Source organism: Streptomyces sp. NPDC091272 (genome assembly GCF_044757485.1).
Classification (GTDB): domain Bacteria; phylum Actinomycetota; class Actinomycetes; order Streptomycetales; family Streptomycetaceae; genus Streptomyces.
In genome coordinates this window covers 596,487-618,302 of sequence record NZ_JBIVVC010000002.1, presented here as the reverse complement: position 1 = coordinate 618,302, position 21,816 = coordinate 596,487, and the positions used below count along the sequence as shown (strand labels likewise).

At 70.9% G+C, this 21,816-nt stretch carries 17 protein-coding genes and 2 pseudogenes; 14 read left to right on the top strand and 5 right to left on the bottom strand.

The window, feature by feature from the left end; genetic code table 11:
* Positions 1-134: 134 nt before the first annotated feature.
* Positions 135-569: a nitroreductase family deazaflavin-dependent oxidoreductase gene (locus tag ACIQM4_RS07570; protein WP_401587358.1), complete on the bottom strand. Its 435-nt coding sequence runs from the start codon at positions 567-569 to the stop codon at positions 135-137.
* A gap of 196 nt (positions 570-765) precedes the next feature.
* Here ACIQM4_RS07570 and ACIQM4_RS07565 point away from each other — a divergent pair, with 196 nt between their 5' ends.
* Entirely contained in the window at positions 766-1,287 is a 522-nt protein-coding gene (locus tag ACIQM4_RS07565) for a hypothetical protein (RefSeq protein WP_401587355.1), read from the top strand.
* Positions 1,288-1,407: 120 nt separating this feature from the next.
* On the opposite strand, the gene ACIQM4_RS07560 is transcribed toward ACIQM4_RS07565, so the two are convergent.
* Together ACIQM4_RS07560 and ACIQM4_RS07555 are read right to left on the bottom strand one after the other, a co-directional pair.
* Positions 1,408-2,724, bottom strand: coding sequence for an alpha-2,8-polysialyltransferase family protein (locus ACIQM4_RS07560; protein WP_401587353.1), 1,317 nt, complete (start codon positions 2,722-2,724; stop codon positions 1,408-1,410).
* On the bottom strand, positions 2,724-3,860 hold the full coding sequence (locus ACIQM4_RS07555) for a glycosyltransferase family 2 protein (protein ID WP_401587352.1): 1,137 nt from the start codon (positions 3,858-3,860) through the stop codon (positions 2,724-2,726). The genes ACIQM4_RS07560 and ACIQM4_RS07555 overlap by 1 nt, the downstream gene beginning before the upstream one ends.
* A gap of 164 nt (positions 3,861-4,024) precedes the next feature.
* On the opposite strand from ACIQM4_RS07555, the gene ACIQM4_RS07550 reads away from it, so the two are divergent.
* From ACIQM4_RS07550 to ACIQM4_RS07490, 13 genes and pseudogenes are all read left to right on the top strand, one after another.
* Positions 4,025-5,377, top strand: coding sequence for a DUF6716 putative glycosyltransferase (locus ACIQM4_RS07550; protein ID WP_401587349.1), 1,353 nt, complete (start codon positions 4,025-4,027; stop codon positions 5,375-5,377).
* Positions 5,377-6,771, top strand: a pseudogene (locus tag ACIQM4_RS07545) (cytidylyltransferase domain-containing protein); the annotation flags it as partial. The gene ACIQM4_RS07550 and the pseudogene ACIQM4_RS07545, both read left to right, overlap by 1 nt.
* A gap of 57 nt (positions 6,772-6,828) precedes the next feature.
* Positions 6,829-7,782: an N-acetylneuraminate synthase family protein gene (locus ACIQM4_RS07540; RefSeq protein WP_401588198.1), complete on the top strand. Its 954-nt coding sequence runs from the start codon at positions 6,829-6,831 to the stop codon at positions 7,780-7,782.
* 5 nt (positions 7,783-7,787) lie between these two features.
* Positions 7,788-8,843, top strand: coding sequence for a hypothetical protein (locus tag ACIQM4_RS07535; protein ID WP_401587346.1), 1,056 nt, complete (start codon positions 7,788-7,790; stop codon positions 8,841-8,843).
* Positions 8,844-8,967: 124 nt separating this feature from the next.
* Positions 8,968-10,212 (top strand): amidohydrolase, encoded by a 1,245-nt coding sequence (locus ACIQM4_RS07530; protein WP_401587344.1) that lies wholly within the window; start codon positions 8,968-8,970, stop codon positions 10,210-10,212.
* Positions 10,213-10,499: 287 nt separating this feature from the next.
* On the top strand, positions 10,500-11,543 hold the full coding sequence (locus ACIQM4_RS07525; protein ID WP_401587342.1) for a BMP family protein: 1,044 nt from the start codon (positions 10,500-10,502) through the stop codon (positions 11,541-11,543).
* 339 nt (positions 11,544-11,882) lie between these two features.
* A complete protein-coding gene (locus ACIQM4_RS07520) occupies positions 11,883-13,619 on the top strand; it encodes an ATP-binding cassette domain-containing protein (RefSeq protein ID WP_401588196.1) in 1,737 nt (578 codons plus the stop codon).
* A complete protein-coding gene (locus tag ACIQM4_RS07515) occupies positions 13,616-14,731 on the top strand; it encodes an ABC transporter permease (protein ID WP_401587339.1) in 1,116 nt (371 codons plus the stop codon). Before ACIQM4_RS07520 ends, ACIQM4_RS07515 begins: the two co-directional genes overlap by 4 nt.
* On the top strand, positions 14,728-16,008 hold the full coding sequence (locus ACIQM4_RS07510) for an ABC transporter permease (RefSeq protein WP_401587336.1): 1,281 nt from the start codon (positions 14,728-14,730) through the stop codon (positions 16,006-16,008). Before ACIQM4_RS07515 ends, ACIQM4_RS07510 begins: the two co-directional genes overlap by 4 nt.
* A complete protein-coding gene (locus ACIQM4_RS07505) occupies positions 16,005-16,409 on the top strand; it encodes a cytidine deaminase (RefSeq protein WP_401587333.1) in 405 nt (134 codons plus the stop codon). The genes ACIQM4_RS07510 and ACIQM4_RS07505 overlap by 4 nt, the downstream gene beginning before the upstream one ends.
* Positions 16,410-16,517: 108 nt before the next feature.
* Entirely contained in the window at positions 16,518-17,795 is a 1,278-nt protein-coding gene (locus ACIQM4_RS07500) for a thymidine phosphorylase (RefSeq protein ID WP_401587331.1), read from the top strand.
* A gap of 376 nt (positions 17,796-18,171) precedes the next feature.
* Entirely contained in the window at positions 18,172-19,446 is a 1,275-nt protein-coding gene (locus tag ACIQM4_RS07495; RefSeq protein ID WP_401587328.1) for a mannosyltransferase family protein, read from the top strand.
* Positions 19,447-19,545: 99 nt separating this feature from the next.
* Positions 19,546-19,728, top strand: a pseudogene (locus tag ACIQM4_RS07490) (hypothetical protein); the annotation flags it as partial.
* Between the two features lie 39 nt (positions 19,729-19,767).
* Here the strand turns inward: ACIQM4_RS07490 and ACIQM4_RS07485 are convergent.
* Positions 19,768-20,871 (bottom strand): sigma-70 family RNA polymerase sigma factor, encoded by a 1,104-nt coding sequence (locus ACIQM4_RS07485; RefSeq protein WP_401587325.1) that lies wholly within the window; start codon positions 20,869-20,871, stop codon positions 19,768-19,770.
* A 143-nt stretch (positions 20,872-21,014) separates the two neighbouring features.
* Entirely contained in the window at positions 21,015-21,734 is a 720-nt protein-coding gene (locus tag ACIQM4_RS07480; RefSeq protein ID WP_401587323.1) for a L,D-transpeptidase family protein, read from the bottom strand.
* Positions 21,735-21,816: the final 82 nt, after the last annotated feature.

Genomic DNA, 21,816 nt, shown 5'->3' with positions numbered 1-21,816 from the left:
GCCTCGAAGCCTGCGCTTAACAGTGTTAAATTGTCAAGCGCAGGCTTCGCATCGGCTCGCGAGGGCCTCGCGCGGGAGCCGGGACGAGAGCCGGGGCGAGTGCCAGGGGCGTGCCGGCTCCGTCGGCGTCCGGCTCAGTTCCCCGTACGCCGCAGCCGCACCACTGGAATGTCCCGCTCGGTCTTCTTGGCGTACTGCGCGTACTGCGGGAAGAGCTCCACGAGGCCGGGCCACACCCGTGCCTTCTCCTGCGCCGACAGCGTCTCCGCCCGCGCCGGGAACCGCTCGGACCCGACGCGGAGTTCGACGTCGGGGTGCTCCTGGAGGTTCAGGTACCACAGCGGGTGCTCGTCGGCCCCGCCCTTCGAGGCGACGATCAGGTAGTCGTCGCCGTCGCGCCCGTAGATGAGGACGGTCCGGCGCAGAGTGCCGCTGCGGCGCCCCCGGTAGTCGATCAACAGGCAGGGCACGCCCTCGATGGTGGCGCCCTTGGTGCCGCCCGACGACTCGTACAGCTCGGCCTGCTTGGCCACCCACCCGGTGGGGCTGATCTCGATCTGCTCGCTCACGCGAACTCCTTCGCCTGGTGTCGAGTGCTTTCTCCCCGCAACGTAAGGCTCCGTCGACGGATTCCGCCGCCGACGCGGGCCGGACAGGTACGAGGAAAATCGGGGTACCCGACGACAACAGCAGGCGCGGCAGCACCGCGGCCGGTACGGTCGGCCCGAACTGCGCTATTCAGTACGGCGGTTGGAGGCCCGGAAGATGGCTTACTTCAAAGGGCTCTACCGGTCGGTCGCGCTGTTCCTGCCGTTGCTTTCGCTGTTCGTGCTGAGTCATCTCATCTGGGGGGCGAGCACCGCGATGCCGACGAAACTCCTCGCGTCCCTGGGGATGCTCGGGGGCCTCCTGCTGCTGGGAGTGGTGCGGTGGAAGGTCTACGGGCCGCCGGTGGAACCGGCCGAGGCCGCCGCGGCCTACCGGCGCGAGCTGCTGGCGCCGGGGGAGCGGCTGAAGCTGGTGGTCCCGGTGCGGGAGGCGGAAGGATCGCTGCCGTACGCCCTGCTGAGGCGCAGGCTCTGGCTCGCCCTCTCGGACCGTACGGTCGTGGTGTTCTCGTACGACAGGAATGGGCCGGACGCGGTGCTGCCGCTGTGGAGCACGGGCAGCGCAGGGGCGGCCCTGCAAGGAGGCCGGGTGATGCTGCCGGACGGCCTGGGCAGGACGCGGAGCGTGGTGGTGCCGACGCAGTTCCGGGGGGACTTCGAATACTGGCAGCAGGTGTGAGGGGTGGGGGCCCCGGGCGGGCGGCGGTTGCTGTCCGAACCCCCACCGCCCCGGACGGCGTGCGCGTGGCCCGGCCTTGTCAGGTTGTGGGTCTGCGCACCCGTTCGTGTCCCGTCCTTGTCAGGCCGCGATTCTGCGTACCCGTCGTGCCAGCCGCCGTACCGTCGCGTTGCGCGGTACGAAGGCCAGGCGCTGGGGCAGGCCGCCCGGTAGGGCGAGTGAGGTCAGGCGGCGGCGTTTGAAGTAGCGGCGGGTGCCGGGGGAGAGGTGGGAGAGCAAGTAGCCTTCGGCGCGCGTGCGTTGGGCGCTCAGGACCTGTGGCTGCATGGCGAAGCCGACCGCCGCGAGGAGTGCGCTCAGTTCGCCGGTGGGCGGGGGTGTGACGGTTTCCGTCGCCTCCAGGTCCGGGAGGAGAGCGTCGACGAGCGTCACCGGGATGCGGTTGCTGTTCTCGTACGGGGTGAGGCGTTCGAGGAGCAGATCGGTGCCCACGCGGGCCACCGGGATCCCGAAGAAGGTGTGCGCGGTGAGCAGGGCCGTGGAGAAGCAGCCGACGACCAGCGCGGGGCGCAGTTGCTGGAACAGGACCTCCGCGAGCAGAGGTGCGTCCAGGACGGTGAGTTGGGCGCCGAGCCGGTCCGCCTCCCGCTCCAGCAGTCGCGACCACCGCTCAGGCGCCGACGGGTGCGGTTTGAACACCACGTGCCGGTGGCCGCGTGCGACCGCGCCGCGCACCATCCTGACGTGCAGGTTCTCCTCCTCCTCCGGGGTGAGGATGGAGAGCGCCGAGAGGTACTGGCCCAGGAGGAGCGCGGGAGCCTCGGCGTCCGTGGCCGGGTGCGGTGCGTTGTCGGCCAGTTCGGTCAGGACCTTGCGGAAGGCCTCGGACGGGACGATCCCGGGCTGCACACCGAACTCGCTCAGCAGCAGCGGTCGCAGCCCCGGCACCAGGTCCAGGTGCAGGAGCCGTCGCACCCGGCCGCCGACCAGCGGATCCAGCTTGTTGCGGGTCGGGCCGTAGCTCATCAGGCCGTCCGCGTAGACGTCGATCGGCGCGTCGGGGAAGCACTGCGCGACCGCCTGCGCCGGGGCGACCTGGATCGACTCCAGGGCGAGGGAGATCCGGGAGTCACCGAGGTCCCAGTCCCGTCTCAACTGCCGTTCCCACAGAGGAACGTCGTCGGCGCGGGGCGTCCAGCCCGTCGGGTGCAGCGGGGAGATCGACTCGTTCCAGTGGCGTACCTCGTCGAACCTGGCCCGCAGCGTCTCGAAGCCCGGCGCCTCGGCCAGCGCGCGGGACGTCTCGGGGGTGGCCGCGTTGTTGCTGGTCAGCAGGATGCGGCGGGTGGCGGGCGGGAAGAGGCCGCTGTCGATCGCAGCGGCGAGCGTGGCCGTCCCGTACAGGGTGGAGGCCAGGAAGATCTGTGTCGAGGGCATCAGCGCGCAGCCCCCGCCGGCTTCTGCCCCGAGGGAGCGCCCGGTGCGGGAGCGCCCGGTGCGGGATCGGACGGGGCGGGATCGGACGGGGCGGCCGTGGCGGGTCCGGACGGGCCGCCCGGCGCGGGGCCGCCGCCCGCCGGGGTGAGCACGCGTCCGCGGGCCCGGCCCAGTGCGGGACCCGGCGTACGGCGCAGTCTCCGCAGCCTGTTGGCTCGGTCCGCGTCCATCGAGTTCAGCGCCTCCGTCAGTACCCGCTGCGGCATTCGCCGCAGCGCCGCCGCGCTCATCGCGCGCAATTTCCTCGCCACCGCAGGTTCGAACCTTTCCGTACTTCCCAGATGGTGGGAAATGATCGCGCAGTACGTCCGTACCGCCTTCGGAAGAAGGGTGCGCGCATTCGGATCACGGGCCGTTTCGTCCAGGACCTGGTCGAATGCGCGGATGAAATCCAGCTGGCGGACATCGCCGATCTGGGTGAGTGAGGAGGAAATTCCCCGGCGATAGAACACTCCGAGCAGTCCCACCACCCCGAAGGACTCCGCCTCCCGGTGCAGCCGCCAGATCCACGGCCGGTCCTCCGCGGTGCGCAGCCCGTCCGTGAAGTGCAGCAGCCCCCGGTCCAGCAGCCGGCGGTGGTAGATGCCTGCCCAGGCGAACGCGTAGTCGACGGACGTCGACCTGTCGGCGGGCAGGATCGCCTCGCGCGGCGACATGGACTCGCCGCGCCTGCCGTGCGGGACGCGCTGCACCGAGCGGGCGGCCCCGGTGCACTGCACATGGTCCGTGCGGACGAAGTCACAACCCAACTGCTCTATGGAGGAGAGGAGTTGGGTCAGATGGCCGGGTGCGAGCCAGTCGTCTCCGTCCAGGAAGGTCAGATACTCGCCGCGCGCCGCGTCCAGGCCGGTGTTGCGGGCGGTCGCCAGACCGCCGTTGCGTTCGTTTCTGAGCAGGACAGCGCCCGGAAGATCACGTTCCGCGCGGCTGAGAATCTCCGGGGTCTCGTCCGTCGAGCAGTCGTCGACGAGAAGGAATTCGAAGTCCTCGCGCGCGTTCGCACGCAGACTTCTCAGGGCATCTGGGGCGTATGTCTGCACGTTGTAGAACGGCACGACGACGGAGAGCTTGACCACGTGGGGGACATTAGGGCGTGCGGGCGGAGGAAGAGTGAACCGGGCATGTCGCAAAGGTGAATCGCGAAATTTCCCGGTTCTCGAATCCGCGTGTCGATTGCTGTTAACCGGCTGTTGCCGTCGCGTTGGGCCGGGAAACGGAACCGTTCTCTAGCTTAATCGTCGTGCCAGCAAGAACAAACCGACGTAACGCACCGCGAGTTGCCGTACTCGCCGATTCGGACACTCGTTGGAAATGGGGTGCGCTCACCGCCCGTCGGATTTCCGGGAACGGCGACCCCGAAATCGGTCCGGGAACCATCCCCGGAACCGTCTGCGAAACCGTCCCCGACGTCAGCGGATTCCTGCTGCGGGGGCGCGCCACCCCGACGCCGCGACAGCTCGGCGAGGTGGGTGGTGCAGGGGGCGGCGCGGCGGGCGGACTGCCCGTTCCGCGTGAGGTCACCGGCGCCGAATTCATCGACGCCATGGGCCGTGAACGGTACGACGTGATCGTCCTGGCGCTCGTCGGCGGCTCCGTCCAGGCGCTGCTGCACGGCCTCGCCCGCCTCTGGCCGGGCCCGGCCCGCCGCCCGGTCCTCGTCACCGGCTACGTCGGAGTCGTCTACGAAAAGCTCGCCGACGGGCTGCTGCTGCGGCACGGGGCGGACCTCGTACTGGCCAACTCGCCGCACGACGAGGAGCGGTTCAGGGAGGTGTACGAGGGCGTGGGCGCCGACGCGTCGGCGGTGACCGGCGCGGCGCTGCCCTTCCTCGGCGGGGAGCCCTACGACGGGGTGGCCGACACGGTCGTCTTCGCCGCGCAGCCCTCCGTGCCGGAGAGCCGGGCCGCGCGGGCGTACCTGCTGCGACGGCTGGTCGGGCACGCACGGCTGCACCCCGGACGCGAGGTGGTGCTGAAGCTGCGCAGCAAGCCCGGCGAGCACACCACGCACATCGAGGAACTGCCCTACCAACGGCTCGTACGCGACCTCGCGCCGCCGCCCAACTTCCGTCTCGCGTACGGGCACATGGGCGAGGTGCTCGACCGGACGGGCCTGCTGGTCACGGTCAGTTCCACCGCCGCGCTGGAATCGCTCCACCGGGGCATCCCGACGGCGGTACTGACCGACCTGGGAGTACGCGAACCACTCGGCAACCACCACTTCCTCGGTTCCGGCTGTCTGACCTCGTGGGACCGCATCGACGCCGGCCACCGGCCGACGGCGGACCCGCGGTGGCTGGTGCGGCACGGGGTCGCGGGGCGGGGCGATCCGTACGCAACGGTGCGCGAGAGGATCGACGGCCTCCTCCGGCAGCCCCAACTCCCGCCGCCCGCGCCGTACTACACCCCCACGACCGCCCCCGGCTACCTCCCGGGGATCCTCGCCCGCCATCGCCTCGACGAGGCGCCGCCCGCGGAGCTGAGCGGTCTGCGGCGGGCGGTGCGCGACGCCGTGCGGGACGTGGCGCGGGGGGCCTACCGGCACGGGGTGCAGCGCGTGGCGCCCGTCATCCGACGTATGGGAGAGCTGTGATGGACGCGTTGCCCCGCAGGGTCCTGGCGGTGATCCCCGCCAGGGGCGGCTCCAAGGGCGTGCCAGGCAAGAACCTCGCCGAGGTGGGGGGAGTGCCGCTGCTGGTACGGGCGGTACGGGCGTGCCTGGCGGCCCGGCACGTGAGCGAGGTGGTCGTCTCGACGGACGACGACGCGATCGCGGCGGCGGCGCTGGCGGCCGGGGCCGAGGTGGTCGTACGGCCGGGGGACCTCGCGGGCGATACCGCGACGAGCGAGGCGGCCGTGCTGCACACGCTGGACGCGCTGGACCACGAGCCGGACGTGGTGCTGCTGGTGCAGTGCACGAGCCCCTTCCTCACGGGCGAGGACGTGGCGGGGGTCGCGGCGGCGGTCCTGGGAGGCGCGGACTCGGCGCTCACGGTGGCTCCGTTCCACGGATTCGTGTGGAGGGAGGGGGAAGGCGCCTCCGAGGCGGCAGGCGGCGTGGTCGAGCAGCCGGCGACGGCGACGGATACGGCTGCAACGCCCCCGTTGCCCGAAGGGGCCGGCGCGGGCGGCGCGGTGCCGGCTCGCGCCGACGCCGGGACGGGCGGCGCGGGCCTGGTTCACGCCGACGCCGGGACGGGCGGCGCGGGCCTGGTTCGCGCCGACGCCCCGGAGGGCGGTGCCGCGCCGGTTCGCGCCGCAGGTCGCGCCGGTGTCGGTGTCAATCACGACAAGGCCACCCGGCCCCGTCGGCAGGACCGGCCGCAGGATCTCCTGGAGACCGGGTCCGCCTACGCCATGGACGTCCAGGGGTTCCGGGCGCACCGGCACCGTTTCTTCGGGCACACCGCCCTCGTGCACACCGACCCCGCGAGGGTGCTGGAGGTCGACGATCCGCACGACCTCGCGCGGGCCCGTGCCCTCGCGCCCCTGCTCGACGCGCCCGCCCACCCCACCCTCCGTGACGTCGACGCCGTCGTCATGGACTTCGACGGCACCCAGACCGACGACCGGGTGCAGGTCGACGCGGACGGGCGGGAGACCGTGTCCGTGCACCGCGGCGACGGGCTCGGCATCGCCGCACTCCGCAACGCCGGAATCCCGCTGCTCACCCTCTCCACCGAGCAGAACCCCGTCGTCGCAGCCCGTGCCCGCAAGCTCCGCATCCCCGTCCTGCACGGCATCGACCGCAAGGACCTCGCCCTCAAGGAGTGGTGCGAGGAGCGGTCCATCGACCCGGGCCGGGTCCTCTACGTCGGCAACGACGTCAACGACCTCCCCTGTTTCTCCCTCGCGGGCTGGCCGGTCGCCGTGGCCGACGCCCACGGCAGCGTCCGCGCCGCCGCCCGCACCGTGACCACCAGACCCGGCGGCAGCGGAGCCATCCGCGAGATCGCCACCTGGCTCCTTGGCCCGAGCCTCAACACCCCGCACCACCACACCCCACCCCCCCGCACACCCCAACACCCCTTAAGGACACGCAAGATGAGCAGCACCACCCCGAACACCACCCCGAACACCACCCAGCACTCCGCCCGCCTGCGCACCCTCGGCAGCAAGACGGCAGGCCCCGGCCACCCCGTCTACATCACCGGTGAGATCGGCATCAACCACAACGGCGACCTCGACAAGGCCCTCGCCCTGGTCGACGCCGCCGCCGAGGCCGGCTGCGACGCCGTGAAGTTCCAGAAGCGCACCCCGGAGATCTGCACCCCGCGCGACCAGTGGGACATCGAGCGCGACACCCCCTGGGGCCGCATGACCTACATCGACTACCGCCACCGCGTCGAGTTCGGCGAGGACGAGTACCGGGTCATCGACGCGCACTGCCGCAAGCGCGGCATCGACTGGTTCGCCTCCCCGTGGGACACCGAGGCCGTCGCCTTCCTGGAGAAGTTCGACGTCCCCGCGCACAAGGTCGCCTCCGCCTCGCTCACCGACGACGAACTGCTCCGCGAGCTGCGTTCCACCGGCCGTACCGTCATCCTCTCCACCGGGATGTCCACCCCGGCGCAGATCCGGCACGCCGTCGAGGTCCTCGGCAGCGCCAACATCCTGCTCTGCCACGCCACCTCGACCTACCCGGCCGTCGCCGAGGAGCTGAACCTGCGGGTGATCAACACCCTCCAGGCCGAGTACCCCAACGTCCCGATCGGTTACAGCGGCCACGAGACCGGCCTGCAGACCACCCTCGCCGCCGTCGCGCTCGGCGCCGCGTTCGTCGAGCGGCACATCACCCTCGACCGCGCCATGTGGGGCTCCGACCAGGCCGCGTCGGTCGAGCCCGGCGGTCTCAGCCGTCTCGTCCGCGACATCCGCACCATCGAGGCCTCGCTCGGCGACGGCGTCAAGAAGGTGTACGAGTCCGAGCTCGCCCCGATGCGCAAGCTGCGCCGGGTCCCGGGCGTCCTCGCCGAGCAGCAGTCCGTAGGAGTCTGATCGCCATGGCGCCGGCCAGCAGCGGCACCCTCGCCTTCGTCGAGAGCCCCGTCCAGCTCCTCAACGTCCTGGAGTGGGCCCATGTCGCCGCGCACGACATGACGGACGTGACCGTCGTCGTCCTCTCCCCGCGCGACCCGATGTCCCGCGGCCAGCTCCGCCGGATGGCCGAGCTGGCCCGGGACGAGGGCTGCGCGGTCCGCTGGGAGGACGCCAGGGAGGGCGCCGGGGCGCCGCTGCGCACCGTCGGCGGGCTCGCCACCGCCCTGCGGCGGGCCGAGCGGGTCGTCATCGGGGACCCCTTCTCCCGGTACGTACAGCTGCTCCTCACGCTCGTACGGGCATCGGCCCTGGTGGTCGTGGACGACGGGACCGCGACCATGGAGTTCGCGGGACAGCTCGCCCGCGGCGAGCGACTGGTGCGCTGGCACCGGCGCGGCAGCCGGCCGGGGGCGCGGGAGCTGCTGCTCGCGCCCGTCACCACCTCCGCGCGCCGCCGGCTCGCTCCCGGGCCCCGGCGCACCGTGGAACTCTTCACCGCCATGCCGGTCGCCGAGTCGCTGCCCGGCATCACCGTCACCTCGAACGACCTCACCTGGACCCGTGCCAGGTTCGGCCCGCCGCGCCTCACCCGTACCGCGGACCTGGTCGGTACGTCCCTGGTGGAGACGGGTGTGGTCGCTCTGGAGCACTACCTCAGGGCGGTCCGTTCCCTCACCCTCGACCACGGCGCCACCCGCTACTTCGCTCACCGCCGCGAGAGCACCGACAAGCTGCACCTGCTCGCCCGGGAGACCGGACTGGAGATCGTCCGTCCGGATCTGCCGCTGGAGCTGATCGCCCGGCGTGGCCCGATCGGGCGTACGATCCTGAGTTTTCCGTCCACGGTCGTACACACGCTCCCCAGGGCACTCGTGGGGACGGACGTGAAAGTGGCGGTATGTGACGTAGATCCCGATTGGCTCGCCGTCGACGCGTCGCCGCGCGCCCGCGGGTTCCTCACCGGGGTCGCCGAGACCGCCCGTGACGTGCGGAAACTCCGGGTCATGCCCGCGGCGTAACAGGCCTTGATACCCGTCTCACATCCTGGGCACACCTCTACCCGTCCTTTTTCTTACGCCTATCGGGCTGAAGTTTTGTTGATCGGTAGGCAGTTGGGGGCCGGGTGGGCCTACCGTTGACTGGGTGAACCAGTTGATCTCCCTCGTGTCCGAAGCCGGTCCCGACACCGGAGACGATCTCCCCGGCACGCTGCCCGATGCGCTGCGTGCCGAACTGATCGCATTCCGTCGGGACCTGCACATGCACCCCGAGCTCGGCAACCAGGAGTTCCGCACCACTGCCGCGATCAAGGCGCGCCTGGAGCGGGCGGGACTCGCCCCGCGCGTGCTCGCCACCGGCACCGGGCTCGTCTGTGACATCGGCGAGTGGGACGGGGGCACTCCGATGCTCGCCATCCGGGCGGACATCGACGCGCTGCCCATTCCGGACGCGAAGGTCGGCGTGGCCTACCGTTCGACCGTCCCGGACCGGGCGCACGCGTGCGGGCACGACGTGCACACCACCGTGGCCCTGGGGGCCGGTCTCGTCCTCGCCGAGCTGCACCGCAGGGGACAACTGCCTCGACCGGTACGGCTGTTGTTCCAGCCCGCCGAGGAGGTACTGCCCGGTGGCGCCGCCGACGCGATCAAGAGCGGGGTGCTGGAAGGTGTCGGCAGGATGATCGCGGTGCACTGCGACCCCAAGGTCGACGCGGGGAAAATCGGCCTCCGTACCGGGCCCATCACGTCTGCCTGTGACCGGCTGGAAATCGCCCTTGACGGACCCGGCGGACATACCGCCCGCCCGCACCTGACCACGGACCTCGTGACCGCCGTGGCGAAGGTGGCGACCGAGGTCCCGGCCGTCATCTCGCGCCGGGTCGACGCCCGCTCCGGGCTCTCCGTCACCTGGGGCCGCATCGAGTCCGGCCACGCCTGCAACGTCATCCCGATGCACGCGGAGCTGGGCGGCACCGTGCGCTGCCTGGACCTGGACACCTGGCGCGACGCCCCGGACCTCATCCACGCGGCCATCGCCGACATCGCCGACCTGCACGGCGCCAAGTCGCAGATCAACTACATCCGCGGGGTGCCGCCCGTGGTCAACGACGGCACGGTCGTCGACCTGCTGGTCAACTCGATGGCGGCGCGTCGCGGGCCGTACTCGGTGGAGGACACCGAGCAGAGCCTCGGCGGCGAGGACTTCTCCTGGTACCTCGAACACGTCCCCGGTGCGATGGCCCGCCTCGGAGTGCGCACCCCCGGCGACGCCACCAAGCGGGACCTGCACCGGGGCGACTTCGACGCCGACGAGAGCGCCATCACGGTCGGGGTCGAGCTGTTCACCGCCGCCGCACTGCTGGACGCCCGCAGCCGGTCCGGCGCGTAGCGACACGCCTGGCGAGGTGCAGCCCCTCGGCAGGCGCACCTCACGGAAGGGCGTTCCCGCCGGTCGAGCGGCCCCGGGAGCGCCCTTTCGTAGGTTCCTCCGAGTGAATCCCTATGTCCGTTGTGAGTATGTACATTGCTTATGTGCGTCACCCCCTCGGCGAATCGAACGCGCGACGATCCGGTAACGACTGATGAACGGGTCTTTACGCGACATCTACGCGCGTTACGATCGCCGCGAAACCAGCGCCGCTCAGAGGCGCTTCGGTCAGGTTGAAGGAGCGTCCCGTGCGCCGGGTATCCAAGATCGCTGCTGCGAGCATCGCCACCGCGGCTCTCGCGTTCACCGCCACCGCGTGTGGCGAGTCCTCCACCGGGAGCTCCAGCTCCGAGAGTGGCGGCAAGCTGAAGATCGGCATGGCCTACGACGTCGGCGGCCGTGGTGACAACTCGTTCAACGACTCCGCCGCGCGCGGCCTGGACAAGGCCAAGAAGGAGCTCGGCGCCGAGACCAAGGAGCTCACCGCCAAGACCGGCGAGACCCCGGCCGACCGCGAGCAGCGCCTCGCGTCCCTCGCCGAGGGCGGCTACAACCCGGTCGTCGCCGTCGGCTTCGCGTACAAGGACGCCCTCGACAAGGTCGCCAAGAAGCACCCCAAGGTGAACTTCGGCCTGGTCGACTCGGTCGCCGAGGCGAAGAACATCAACAACATCGTCTTCACCGAGGAGCAGGGCTCCTACCTGGCGGGCGTCGCCGCGGCGACGAAGTCCAAGGACGGCAAGATCGGCTTCGTCGGCGGCGTCGACATCCCGCTGATCAAGAAGTTCGCGGCCGGCTTCCAGCAGGGCGTCACGGAGACGAACCCGAAGGCGACGGTGCAGATCCAGTACCTCTCCTCCGGCTCGGACCTGTCCGGTTTCGGCAGCCCCGACAAGGGCAAGGCCGCCGCCAAGGGCATGCTCGACAAGGGCATCGACGTCGTCTTCGCCGCGGCGGGCGGCTCCGGCGCCGGCTCCATCGAGGCCGTCGCGGGCAAGAAGGGCGCCTGGGCCATCGGTGTCGACTCCGACCAGGCCCTCGACCCGTCGCTGTCGAAGTACAAGGCGTCGATCCTCACCTCCGTCGTGAAGAACGTCGACGCCGGTGTCTTCGAACTGGCGAAGTCCGTCAAGGACGGCAAGCCGAAGACCGGCACCTCCACGTACTCCCTCGCGGAGAACGGCGTCACGCTGACCACCACGGGTGACCACCTCAAGGACATCCAGTCCAAGCTGGACGAGGCGAAGAAGAAGATCGTGGACGGCTCCATCAAGGTCAAGTCCACCCTCTGAGCCACCTCTTGGGGAGGGGGCCCGGCGAGAAGCTTCGGCTGCTCGCCGGGCCCCCCTTCACTGTCCGGACGGACCCCTTGCGCTGTCCGGACGGGCCCCTGCAACTCTCCGGACGGGCCCCCGGCGCCGTCCGGAACTGGGCCTTCCGCCCTTCACATTTCGGCGGGGCTGCCTCACAATTTGGCGTAGCTACGCGCGTAGCTCATCCGGTGCGCGGTACTTTTTCGCCACACCCTTCGCCCCGCACGGCCCCGGCCGTACCGCAGCTCCCCGTATCCGCCCGCCGTACCGCCGAACCCTCGCCTCAGCTTCCTCGCCTCCTGCCTAGGAGAGTGCGCCATCAAAGCGTCCAGCAGTCCCCATGCCGCCCCCAACGCCACATCCGGCACTCCCGCCGTCGAACTGCACGGCATCACCAAGCGGTTCCCCGGTGTCGTGGCCAACCACGACATCGCCTTCACCGTGCGCCGCGGCACCGTGCACGCCCTCGTCGGTGAGAACGGCGCGGGCAAGTCCACCCTGATGAAGATCCTCTACGGCATGCAGAAGCCGGACGAGGGGACCATCACCGTCGACGGCACCCAGGTGGCCTTCAACAGTCCGGGCGACGCCATCGCCCGCGGCATCGGCATGGTGCACCAGCACTTCATGCTCGCGGACTACCTCACGGTCCTCGAAAACGTCGTGCTCGGCTCGGAGAAGCTGCACGGCATCGGGGACAGGGCCCGCGCCAGGATCAAGGAGATCTCCGACGCCTACGGGCTGAACGTCCGCCCGGACGCCGTCGTCGAGGACCTCGGTGTCGCGGACCGCCAGCGCGTCGAGATCCTCAAGGTCCTCTACCGGGGTGCCCGCACCCTGATCCTCGACGAGCCGACCGCCGTGCTCGTACCGCAGGAGGTCGACGCGCTCTTCGCGAACCTGCGGGAGCTCAAGGCCGAGGGACTCACCGTCATCTTCATCTCGCACAAGCTGGGCGAGGTCCTCTCGGTCGCCGACGACATCACCGTCATCCGGCGCGGCACCACGGTCGGTACCGCCGACCCGGCGAGCACCACCCCCAAGCAGCTCGCCGAGCTCATGGTCGGCAGCGAGCTGCCGTCCCCCGAGACCCGCGAGTCGACCGTCACCGACGTGCCCCTGCTGAGCGTCGCGGACCTGACGCTGAGCGCGACCGACCCGGACGGGGTGGTGCGGTCCGTGCTGGACGGCATCGCGTTCACCATCCACAAGGGCGAGGTCCTCGGCATCGCGGGCGTCGAGGGCAACGGCCAGGCCGAACTGGTCGAGGCCATCATGGGGATGCGCGACCCGGACAGCGGGGTGCTCACCCTGGACGGCGCCGACATCTCGGCCACCCCCACCCGCAAGCGGCGCGAGGACGGCATCGGGTACATCCCCGAGGACCGCCACAAGCACGGCCTGTTGCTGGAGTCCCCGCTGTGGGAGAACCGCATCCTGGGACACGTCACGGAGAAGCCCAACAGCAGCAAGGGCATCCTCGACCTCAAGGCGGCCCGCGCCGACACCCAGCGGATCGTGCGCGAGTACGACGTCCGTACCCCGGGCATCGACGTCACCGCGGCCTCGCTCTCCGGCGGCAACCAGCAGAAGCTGATCGTCGGCCGTGAGATGAGCCACGCGCCCAAGCTGCTGATCGCCGCCCACCCCACCCGTGGTGTGGACGTCGGCGCGCAGGCGCAGATCTGGGACCAGATCCGCGAGGCGCGCCGCGAGGGCCTGGCCGTCCTGCTGATCTCGGCCGACCTGGACGAACTGATCGGACTCTCCGACACCCTGCGGGTCATGTACCGCGGCCGGCTGGTCGCCGACGCCGACCCCGCGACCATCACACCGGAGGAACTCGGCTCGGCCATGACGGGCGCCGCCACCGGCCACCTGGAAGCACCGGCCGAGGCCCTGTCCGACGCCCCGTCCGGCCCCGTCACCGGCCCCGCCCCCACCGCCGGCCCCGCCCCCACCGCCGGCCCGGCCCCCGTCGCCGGCCCCGACCCCACTGCCGGCCCGGGTCCCGCCGCCGGCACCGACCCCCGGACCGGGGGAGAGGACCGATGAAGAAGTTCGACAAGGAGCGGTTGCTCCTGGGCATCGCGGCCCCGCTGCTCGCGATCGTGGCCGCGTTCCTGGTCACCGCCGTGGTCCTGCTCGCCACCGGCAAGGAGCCGTTCAGCGCCTTCGGGATCATGTTCGACTACGGCGTCAAGTCCGACAGCCAGGTCTACATCCTGAACAAGGCCACCACGTACTACCTCGCAGGTCTCGCGGTCGCCATCGGCTTCCGGATGAACCTCTTCAACATCGGCGTCGACGGCCAGTACCGCCTCGCCGCCTTCTTCGCCGCGGCGGTCGGCGGCGCGCTGACGCTGCCCGGCTTCCTGCAGATCCCGCTGATCATCCTCACCGCGATGATCGTCGGCGCGATGTGGGCCGGCATCGCCGGTGTCCTCAAGGTCACCCGGGGCGTCTCCGAGGTCGTCTCGACGATCATGCTGAACATGATCGCCACCGCGATCATCGGCTACCTCCTCCAGCAGGGCCGCCTCGGCCACCTGGACAGCGCGGGCACCAAGGTCGCCACCAAGCCGCTGCCGGAGTCCTCGCACTTCTTCTCGTTCCCGACCCAGGCGGAGCCCATCTGGGGCTTCATCGTGATCGCCGCGATCGCGGGCGTCGCGTACTGGTACATCCTCTCGCGCACCCGCTTCGGCTTCGACCTGCGCACGGTCGGCCAGTCCGAGTCCGCCGCCGACGCGAGCGGGGTGAACGTCAAGAAGATGGTCGTCACCTCGATGCTGGTCTCCGGCCTGGTGGCCGGCCTGATCGGCATGCCGACGCTGCTCAACGACAGTTACGAGTACGGCGGCGACTTCCCCACCGGCATCGGCTTCACCGGCATCGCCATCGCCCTCCTGGGCCGTAACCACCCGGTCGGCATCGCACTGGGCGCCCTCCTGTGGGGCTTCCTGGAGCGCGGCACCGGCAAGCTCGAATTCGAGGGTTACGACAAGGAGATCGTCGGCGTCATCCAGGGCGTCATCGTCCTGTGCGTCGTCATCGCCTACGAAGTCGTCCGCCGCTACGGCCTCAAGCGCCAGCAGCGGCAGGTCGGCGAGAAGCTCGCCGCCCAGAACGCCAACAACTCCGAGAAGCAGGAGGTGTCGGCGTGAGTACGGCGACTTCCACCCGGGCCCCCAAGAAGCAGGGGACGGGCGGGGCGGTCAGGTCCCGCCTCTCCTTCCCGATGGTGCTGCTGATCATCGCGGGCGCGCTCGTCGCGCTCTCGGCGGTACGCGCCATCACCGGCGCGCAGGACATCACCGCCGCCGGCCAGATCGGCGCCGCGCTCTCCATGGCCGTCCCGATCGGCCTCGCCGGACTCGGCGGCCTGTGGGCCGAGCGCGCGGGCGTCGTCAACATCGGCCTCGAAGGCATGATGATCCTGGGCACCTTCTTCGGCGCCTGGGCCGGCTGGCAGACCAGCCCCTGGCTCGGTGTGCTCGCCGGTGTGCTGGGCGGCATGTTCGGCGGCCTGCTGCACGCGGTGGCCACCGTCACCTTCGGCGTCGACCACATCATCTCCGGCATCGCGATCAACATCCTGGCGCTCGGCGTCACGACGTACTTCGCGAAGCTCTGGTTCAACAGCGGCGAGGCCGCGGCCAAGGGCGGCAGCCCCAAGCAGTCGCCGCCCGCCGAGGACATCGGCACGGTGACCCTGCCCGGGGTCTCCGACTGGCTGTCGGGCATCGAGAAGCACCACTGGTTCTTCGTCTCCGACCTCGCGGGCATCCTCGGCGGCCTGGTCAGCAACGTCTCGCTGCTGACGATCGTCGCGGTGCTGCTCTTCGTGCTGACCTTCTGGGTGCTGTGGAAGACCTCGTTCGGCCTGCGGCTGCGCTCCTGCGGCGAGAACCCGATCGCCGCCGAGTCGCTCGGTGTCAACGTCTACAAGTACAAGTACATCGCCGTCATCGTCTCCGGCGGCATGGCCGGACTCGGCGGCGCCTTCCTCTCCCTGGTCACCTCGCACATCTACAACGAGGGCCAGACCGGCGGCCGCGGCTACATCGGTCTGGCGGCGATGATCTTCGGCAACTGGCGGCCCGGCGGACTCGCCATGGGCGCGGGCCTGTTCGGCTTCGCCGACGCGCTCCAGCTGCGCAACGGCGGCAGCTCCGTGCACGCGCTGCTGCTGCTCCTGGTGGTGCTCCTGGCCGGCCTCGCGCTCTGGAAGGCGTACAAGAAGGCGTACATCGCGGCCGCGATCTCCGCCGTCATCGCCGCGGGCATGCTGGTCTGGTACCTCGGTACGGACACCGTGCCCACCGAGTTCGTGAGCGCCACCCCGTACGTCGTGACGCTGCTCGTGCTGTCGCTGTCCGCGCAGCGGCTGCGGATGCCCAAGGCGGACGGCATGCGCTACCGCAAGGGGCAGGGCAAGTGAGCACCCCCGTCGACTGGGAGGCGCTGCGGGAGGCCGCGCGGGACGCCATGTCCCGGGCGTACGTGCCGTACTCGAAGTACCCGGTCGGCGCGGCGGCGCTCGTCGACGACGGCAGCGGCACCGTCCGTACCGTCGTCGGCTGCAACGTCGAGAACGCGTCGTACGGCCTGTCGCTGTGCGCGGAGTGCGGTCTTGTCTCCGCGCTGCACACCGGCGGCGGCGGCCGGCTCACGCACTTCACGTGCGTGGACGGGCAGGGTGAGACCCTGATGCCGTGCGGGCGCTGCCGGCAGCTGCTGTACGAATTCGGCGGCCCCGAGCTCCTGTTGGAGACCTCGTCCGGGGTGCGCACCCTTGGCGAGATGCTGCCGGACGCCTTTGGACCGCAGCACCTGAAGTAGTACGTTCGCGGCCCTGTCACCCTGGTGGCGGGGCCGCGGCCCGTCACCCGCGCAACGCGCGTAGATGTATACGAAGACGTACGCATCCGTACGACCGGAAGGAACCCCATGGACGTCATCTCCGTCATCCGCACCAAGCGCGACCGAGGCGAGCTGAGCCCCGAGCAGATCGACTGGGTCATCGACGCGTACACGCACGGTGCGGTCGCCGACGAGCAGATGTCTGCGCTGGCCATGGCGATCCTGCTGAACGGCATGAACCGCACCGAGATCGCCCGCTGGACCGCGGCGATGATCGCGTCCGGCGAGCGGATGAACTTCGACCAGCTCTCGCGCCCGACCGCCGACAAGCACTCCACGGGCGGTGTCGGCGACAAGATCACGCTGCCGCTGGCGCCCCTGGTGGCGGCGTGCGGCGCGGCCGTCCCGCAGCTCTCCGGCCGGGGCCTGGGGCACACCGGCGGCACGCTCGACAAGCTGGAGTCCGTCCCGGGCTGGCGCGCGCTGCTCTCCAACGCCGAGATGCTGGACGTCCTTCACTCCACGGGCGCCGTGATCTGCGCGGCCGGCGACGGGCTCGCCCCCGCCGACAAGAAGCTCTACGCGCTGCGCGACGTGACCGGGACGGTCGAGGCGATCCCGCTGATCGCCTCCTCCATCATGTCGAAGAAGATCGCGGAGGGCACCGGCTCGCTGGTCCTGGACGTGAAGGTCGGCTCCGGCGCCTTCATGAAGAACCTGGAGGACGCGCGTGAGCTGGCGTCCACCATGGTCGGCCTCGGCACCGACCACGGGGTCAGGACGGTTGCGCTGCTGACGGACATGGCCACCCCGCTGGGGCTGACGGCCGGCAACGCCCTGGAGGTGCGGGAGTCGGTGGAGGTACTCGCGGGCGGCGGTCCCTCCGACGTCGTCGAGCTGACCCTCGCGCTGGCCCGCGAGATGCTGGACGCGGCCGGACTCGGCGACGCCGACCCGGAGAAGGCGCTGCGCGACGGCTCCGCGATGGACGTGTGGCGGCGCATGATCCAGGCGCAGGGCGGCGACCCGGACGCGGCGCTGCCGGTGGCACGCGAGCAGCATGTGATCAACGCCTCCAGCTCGGGCGTGCTGACCACGCTCGACGCGTACGCGGTGGGCGTCGCAGCCTGGCGGCTCGGCGCCGGCCGGGCCCGCAAGGAGGACGCGGTGCAGGCGGGCGCGGGCATCGAACTGCACGCCAAGCCCGGTGACAAGGTCGTCGCGGGCCAGCCGCTGATGACGCTGCACACGGACACCCCGGAGAAGTTCGCCTACGCGCTGGAGGCGCTGGACGGCGGGGTCCTGACCGCTCCGGAGGGCACCGACTTCGTACCGGCGCCGATCGTGCTGGACCGGATCGCCTGACTCGGGGCACTCTTGTGGTGCTGCCCGTGTGACACACGGGGCCGGTGGGATTCCTGGGGGAGTCCGGCCGGCCCTCTCGTGTGTACCGCGGGCACCGTGCAGAAAGCTTTCGGCGGTGGTGGGGAACGGAATGCGGGCCTCCTGCCCTCTCTCCGTACGACACCCGCTTCCGTACGCGCGTGCCCACGTACGCGAGTACTCGTGTACTCGCGCCTCCACGTGTCCGGGTACGCGCGTGTCCCGCGGTACCCGCGTGCACGGGTGCCGGGCCCCGGCACCCGCTGTACAGGTGCCGGGCCCCGGTACCCGCGCGCACAGGTGCCGGGTACGCACCGCACGCCTGCCCCACGTCGACGTCGCCCAGGAGAGCCGGACCATGACCGTCGCGCCCCCGCAGCAGCGGACCGCCACGCGCCCCGCCCCCGCCGACGCGGACGGAGGCACGGCCCGGGACGGGCGGTCCCCGCGCGTCCCGGGGTTGTCCCGGCTCCGGGCCCGGCTGCCGCTGAGCGGCGCCGACCGGGACGTGCTGTGGCTCTATCTGCTCACCCGGGTGGGGCTCTGGGTCACCTCGTACAGCGTGGCCTGGATCTTCCCGCCGGACGGCGGGACCAAGAGCGCGCCGACGGCGCTCTCGCGCTGGGAACAGTGGGACTGGACGCACTTCCTGCACATCGCGCAGGCCGGGTACTTCCCGGCGGGGGCGGGCCCCGGCACCCCGGACTGGGACAACCGCGAGGCGTTCTTCCCCGGCTTCCCGCTGGCGCTGCGGGCCGTGCACCTGATCGTCCCGAACTGGACGCTCGCCGGACTGCTGATCTCCTTCGTGGCGGGCGCGGCGGCGGTACTCGCCCTGGCCCGAATAGCCAGGCTGCACCTGCCCGGGGAGAGCACTGCTCCGGGCGTGGGGCAGCGATCCGTTCTGTTTCTGGTGCTCTCGCCGTGCGCGGTCTTCCTTGCCGCCGGTTACACCGAGGCGCTCTTCCTCGCGTTCGCGCTGCCCGCCTGGCTGGCCGCGCAGAAACACCAGTGGCTGCTGGCCGGAGTCCTCACCGCCCTCGCCACCACCGTCCGCATCAGCGGCCTCTTCGTCGCCGCCGCCATCGGCGTGCACTTCCTGATCACCGCCTGGCGGGCCCGCTCCGCCCGCGCCTGGCGCCCGCTGCCCTGGACCGTCCTGCCCGCGCTGCCCGCCCTGCTCCACAGCGCCTACCTGCACGCCCACACCGGCGACTGGATGGCCTGGAAGCACGCCCAGGAACGCGGCTGGTACCGCGAGTTCCACACCCCCTGGGAGGCCTGGCAGACCACCTGGCGGGCCGCCTTCGACGGCGGCTACTCCACCGGCTACGCGTACATGTGGCAGGCGGAACTGCTCGCCATGGTCGTCGGCGTCGTGCTCCTGTGCGTACTGGTCCGGCTGCGCCGCTGGCCCGAGGCGGTGTACCTGGGACTCAGCCTGTGGGCCCTGGGCACCTCGTACTGGTTCACCTCGGTGCCGCGCGCGACGCTCCTGTGGTGGCCGCTGTGGACGCTGCTCGCCGCGTGGAGCATGCGCAGGCCCCGGGTCAAGACGGCGTACCTGGCGGTGGCCGCGCCGCTCATGGTGGTCTTCGCGGTGTCGTTCCTTTCGGGCCGCTGGACCGGCTGAAGGCGGCCGGTGCCCAGGCGCCGGATCCGTGCCCACCGATGAGTTTCGGTCGTACGGCCGGTCTCCACTCCTGTGGAAGATTCAGCGACGTACCACCCCATGGCGATCGTCGGCCCCGTGACCAGGGCCGACGCACCGCACCTGTGCGAGCGGCTGCACGCACGCATCCTGGCCACCGGTGCGACGGAGCTCGCCTGTGACGTCTCCGCCCTCACCGAACCCGGCCTGCCCGCCGTGGAGGCGCTGGCCCGGATGCGGCTGACCGCCCGCAGGCTGGGATGCCGGCTCCTGCTCTGGCACCCCAGCCAGGAATTGCGCGCCCTACTCGACCTGGTCGGACTGCCCTTCGACACCGGGGCCGGCAGCGGCGGCTCCGGCAGCCGCGGCGGCCGCGGCGGCGGCCTCGAATCCGGAGACCCCCCCGGGGACGGCGAGCGGCCCCGGAGAGCCGTCGGCCTCGATCCTGGCCGGCAGCTCGAACAGCGGGAACCACCGCTTGGTGTCGAGGAACGTGTTGATGTGCGAGATCCGGCCGTCTGAGATCTCGACGACCTGGAGCGCCCACGGCTCGAAGTGCCCGTCGGCCGTCGGGTGGTACTGGGCGAACGCGGGCGTCCCGTTGGCCACGGTCGCCAGCATCCGCGAGCCGTTGCAGGCGGCGCCGTGCGTGAGCATGAAGCCCGTGATGTCCGGCGCACCGACCAGCCACAGGTCGAACGGGGGCATGGAGAGCACGGCGTCCTCGTGGAGCAACGCGGTGAGGGTCTTCATGTCGTAGCCCTCGAAGGCCGCCACATAGCGCTCAAGGAGCTTCTGCTGCTCCTCGTCCATCGGTTTCGCCGTGTCCGAATCGGACGTCTTCGTCTCGGCGAGCGTCGCGCGCGCCCGCTGGAGCGCCGAGTTGACCGAGGCGACGCTCGTCTCCAGGAGCTCGGCCACCTCGCTCGCCTTCCAGGCGAGCACCTCGCGCAGGATGAGCACCGCCCGCTGCTTCGGCGGCAGGTGCTGCAGCGCGGCCACGAACGCCAGGCGCACCGACTCGCGCGCCACCGCGGTCTCGGCCGGGTCGGCGACGGCGGTCAGCACCCGCCCGTCGGGCACCGGCTCCAGCCAGGACGCCTCCGGCAGCGGGTTCAGCTGCGCCTGCGCGAGCGGCTTGGGGTCGGTGAAGTCCATCGGCCTGGCCCGCTTCTTGCTGCTGCCCAGCATGTCCAGACAGACGTTGGTCGCGATGCGGTACAGCCAGGACCGCAGCGACGAGCGGCCCTCGAAGCGGTCCTGGCTGCGCCAGGCGCGCACCATCGTGTCCTGCACGGCGTCCTCCGCCTCGAAGGCGGAGCCGAGCATCCGGTAGCAGAACCCGGTCAACTCGGTCCGGTAGTCCTCCAGTTGTGCATCCACACCTGGTGTCGCGACATCACTCACAGGGTCCACCCCACCCGCTCATCCACCCGTAGCTCCTATGCCGAGGAACTCTACGGGAGGGGTCCGACAACGCGGGGTGCAAAGCCGTGAACTGCCCTGTCGCACACGGGGCCCGGCCCGGTCGCGCCACCGTCCCCGCCCCCTCACGTCCCGGGCTTGCGCCCGTACACGAAGACGTTGCTGCCCTTCTTGAGCAGCCCCCAGTACTGCTTGGCGTCCGCGGTCCGCATGTTCACGCAGCCGTGCGAGCCCGGCGGGTTCCACATGGAGACGCCCACAGAGTGGAAGGCGATGCCGCCGTCGAAGAACTGCGAGTACGGCATCCGCACGTGGTAGAGCGTCGACCAGTGGTTGACGCTGCGCTGGTAGACCTTCTTCAGACCGGTCCTGGTCTCGTAGCCGTCGCGCCCCGAACGGATCGGCACCGGGCCGTACTTCAGCTTCCTGCCGTCCTGGATCCAGGTCAGTTGCCTGGTCAGGTCCACACACGCGACGCGGCCCTTGTTGACCGGGCACTTCCCGGCCGCGTTCGGGTTCTTCCCGGCGGCCTTCTGCTTGTTCATCGTGTCCATCGTCCGCCAGGTGATCGCCCCCGCGTAGCCGATGGTCGGGGTGATGCCGTGCTTGCCCTGGAACGCGCGTATCGCCGTGCAGTCGGCGGCTGACTGGCGGCCGTCTGCCTTGCGCCCGAGGAACTTCTCCACCTGCTTCTGGTACGGCCCGGTGCTGGTCGAGCACGAGGCCGCGGCGGCGGGCGCGGCGGCCCCCACCGTGAGCGCCGCCGGAACCACCAGCGCGGTGAGTGAGACGGCTATGCCGGTACGGGCGTGGCGCGCGGCGCGCGCTCTCTTCGAGTCCCCCATGGACTTGTCCCTTCCCCTGCCGTGCGGCACGCGCGTGCGTGCCGTGCCGCACGGTTCTGTCCAGCTAGACGGCCGGGCAATC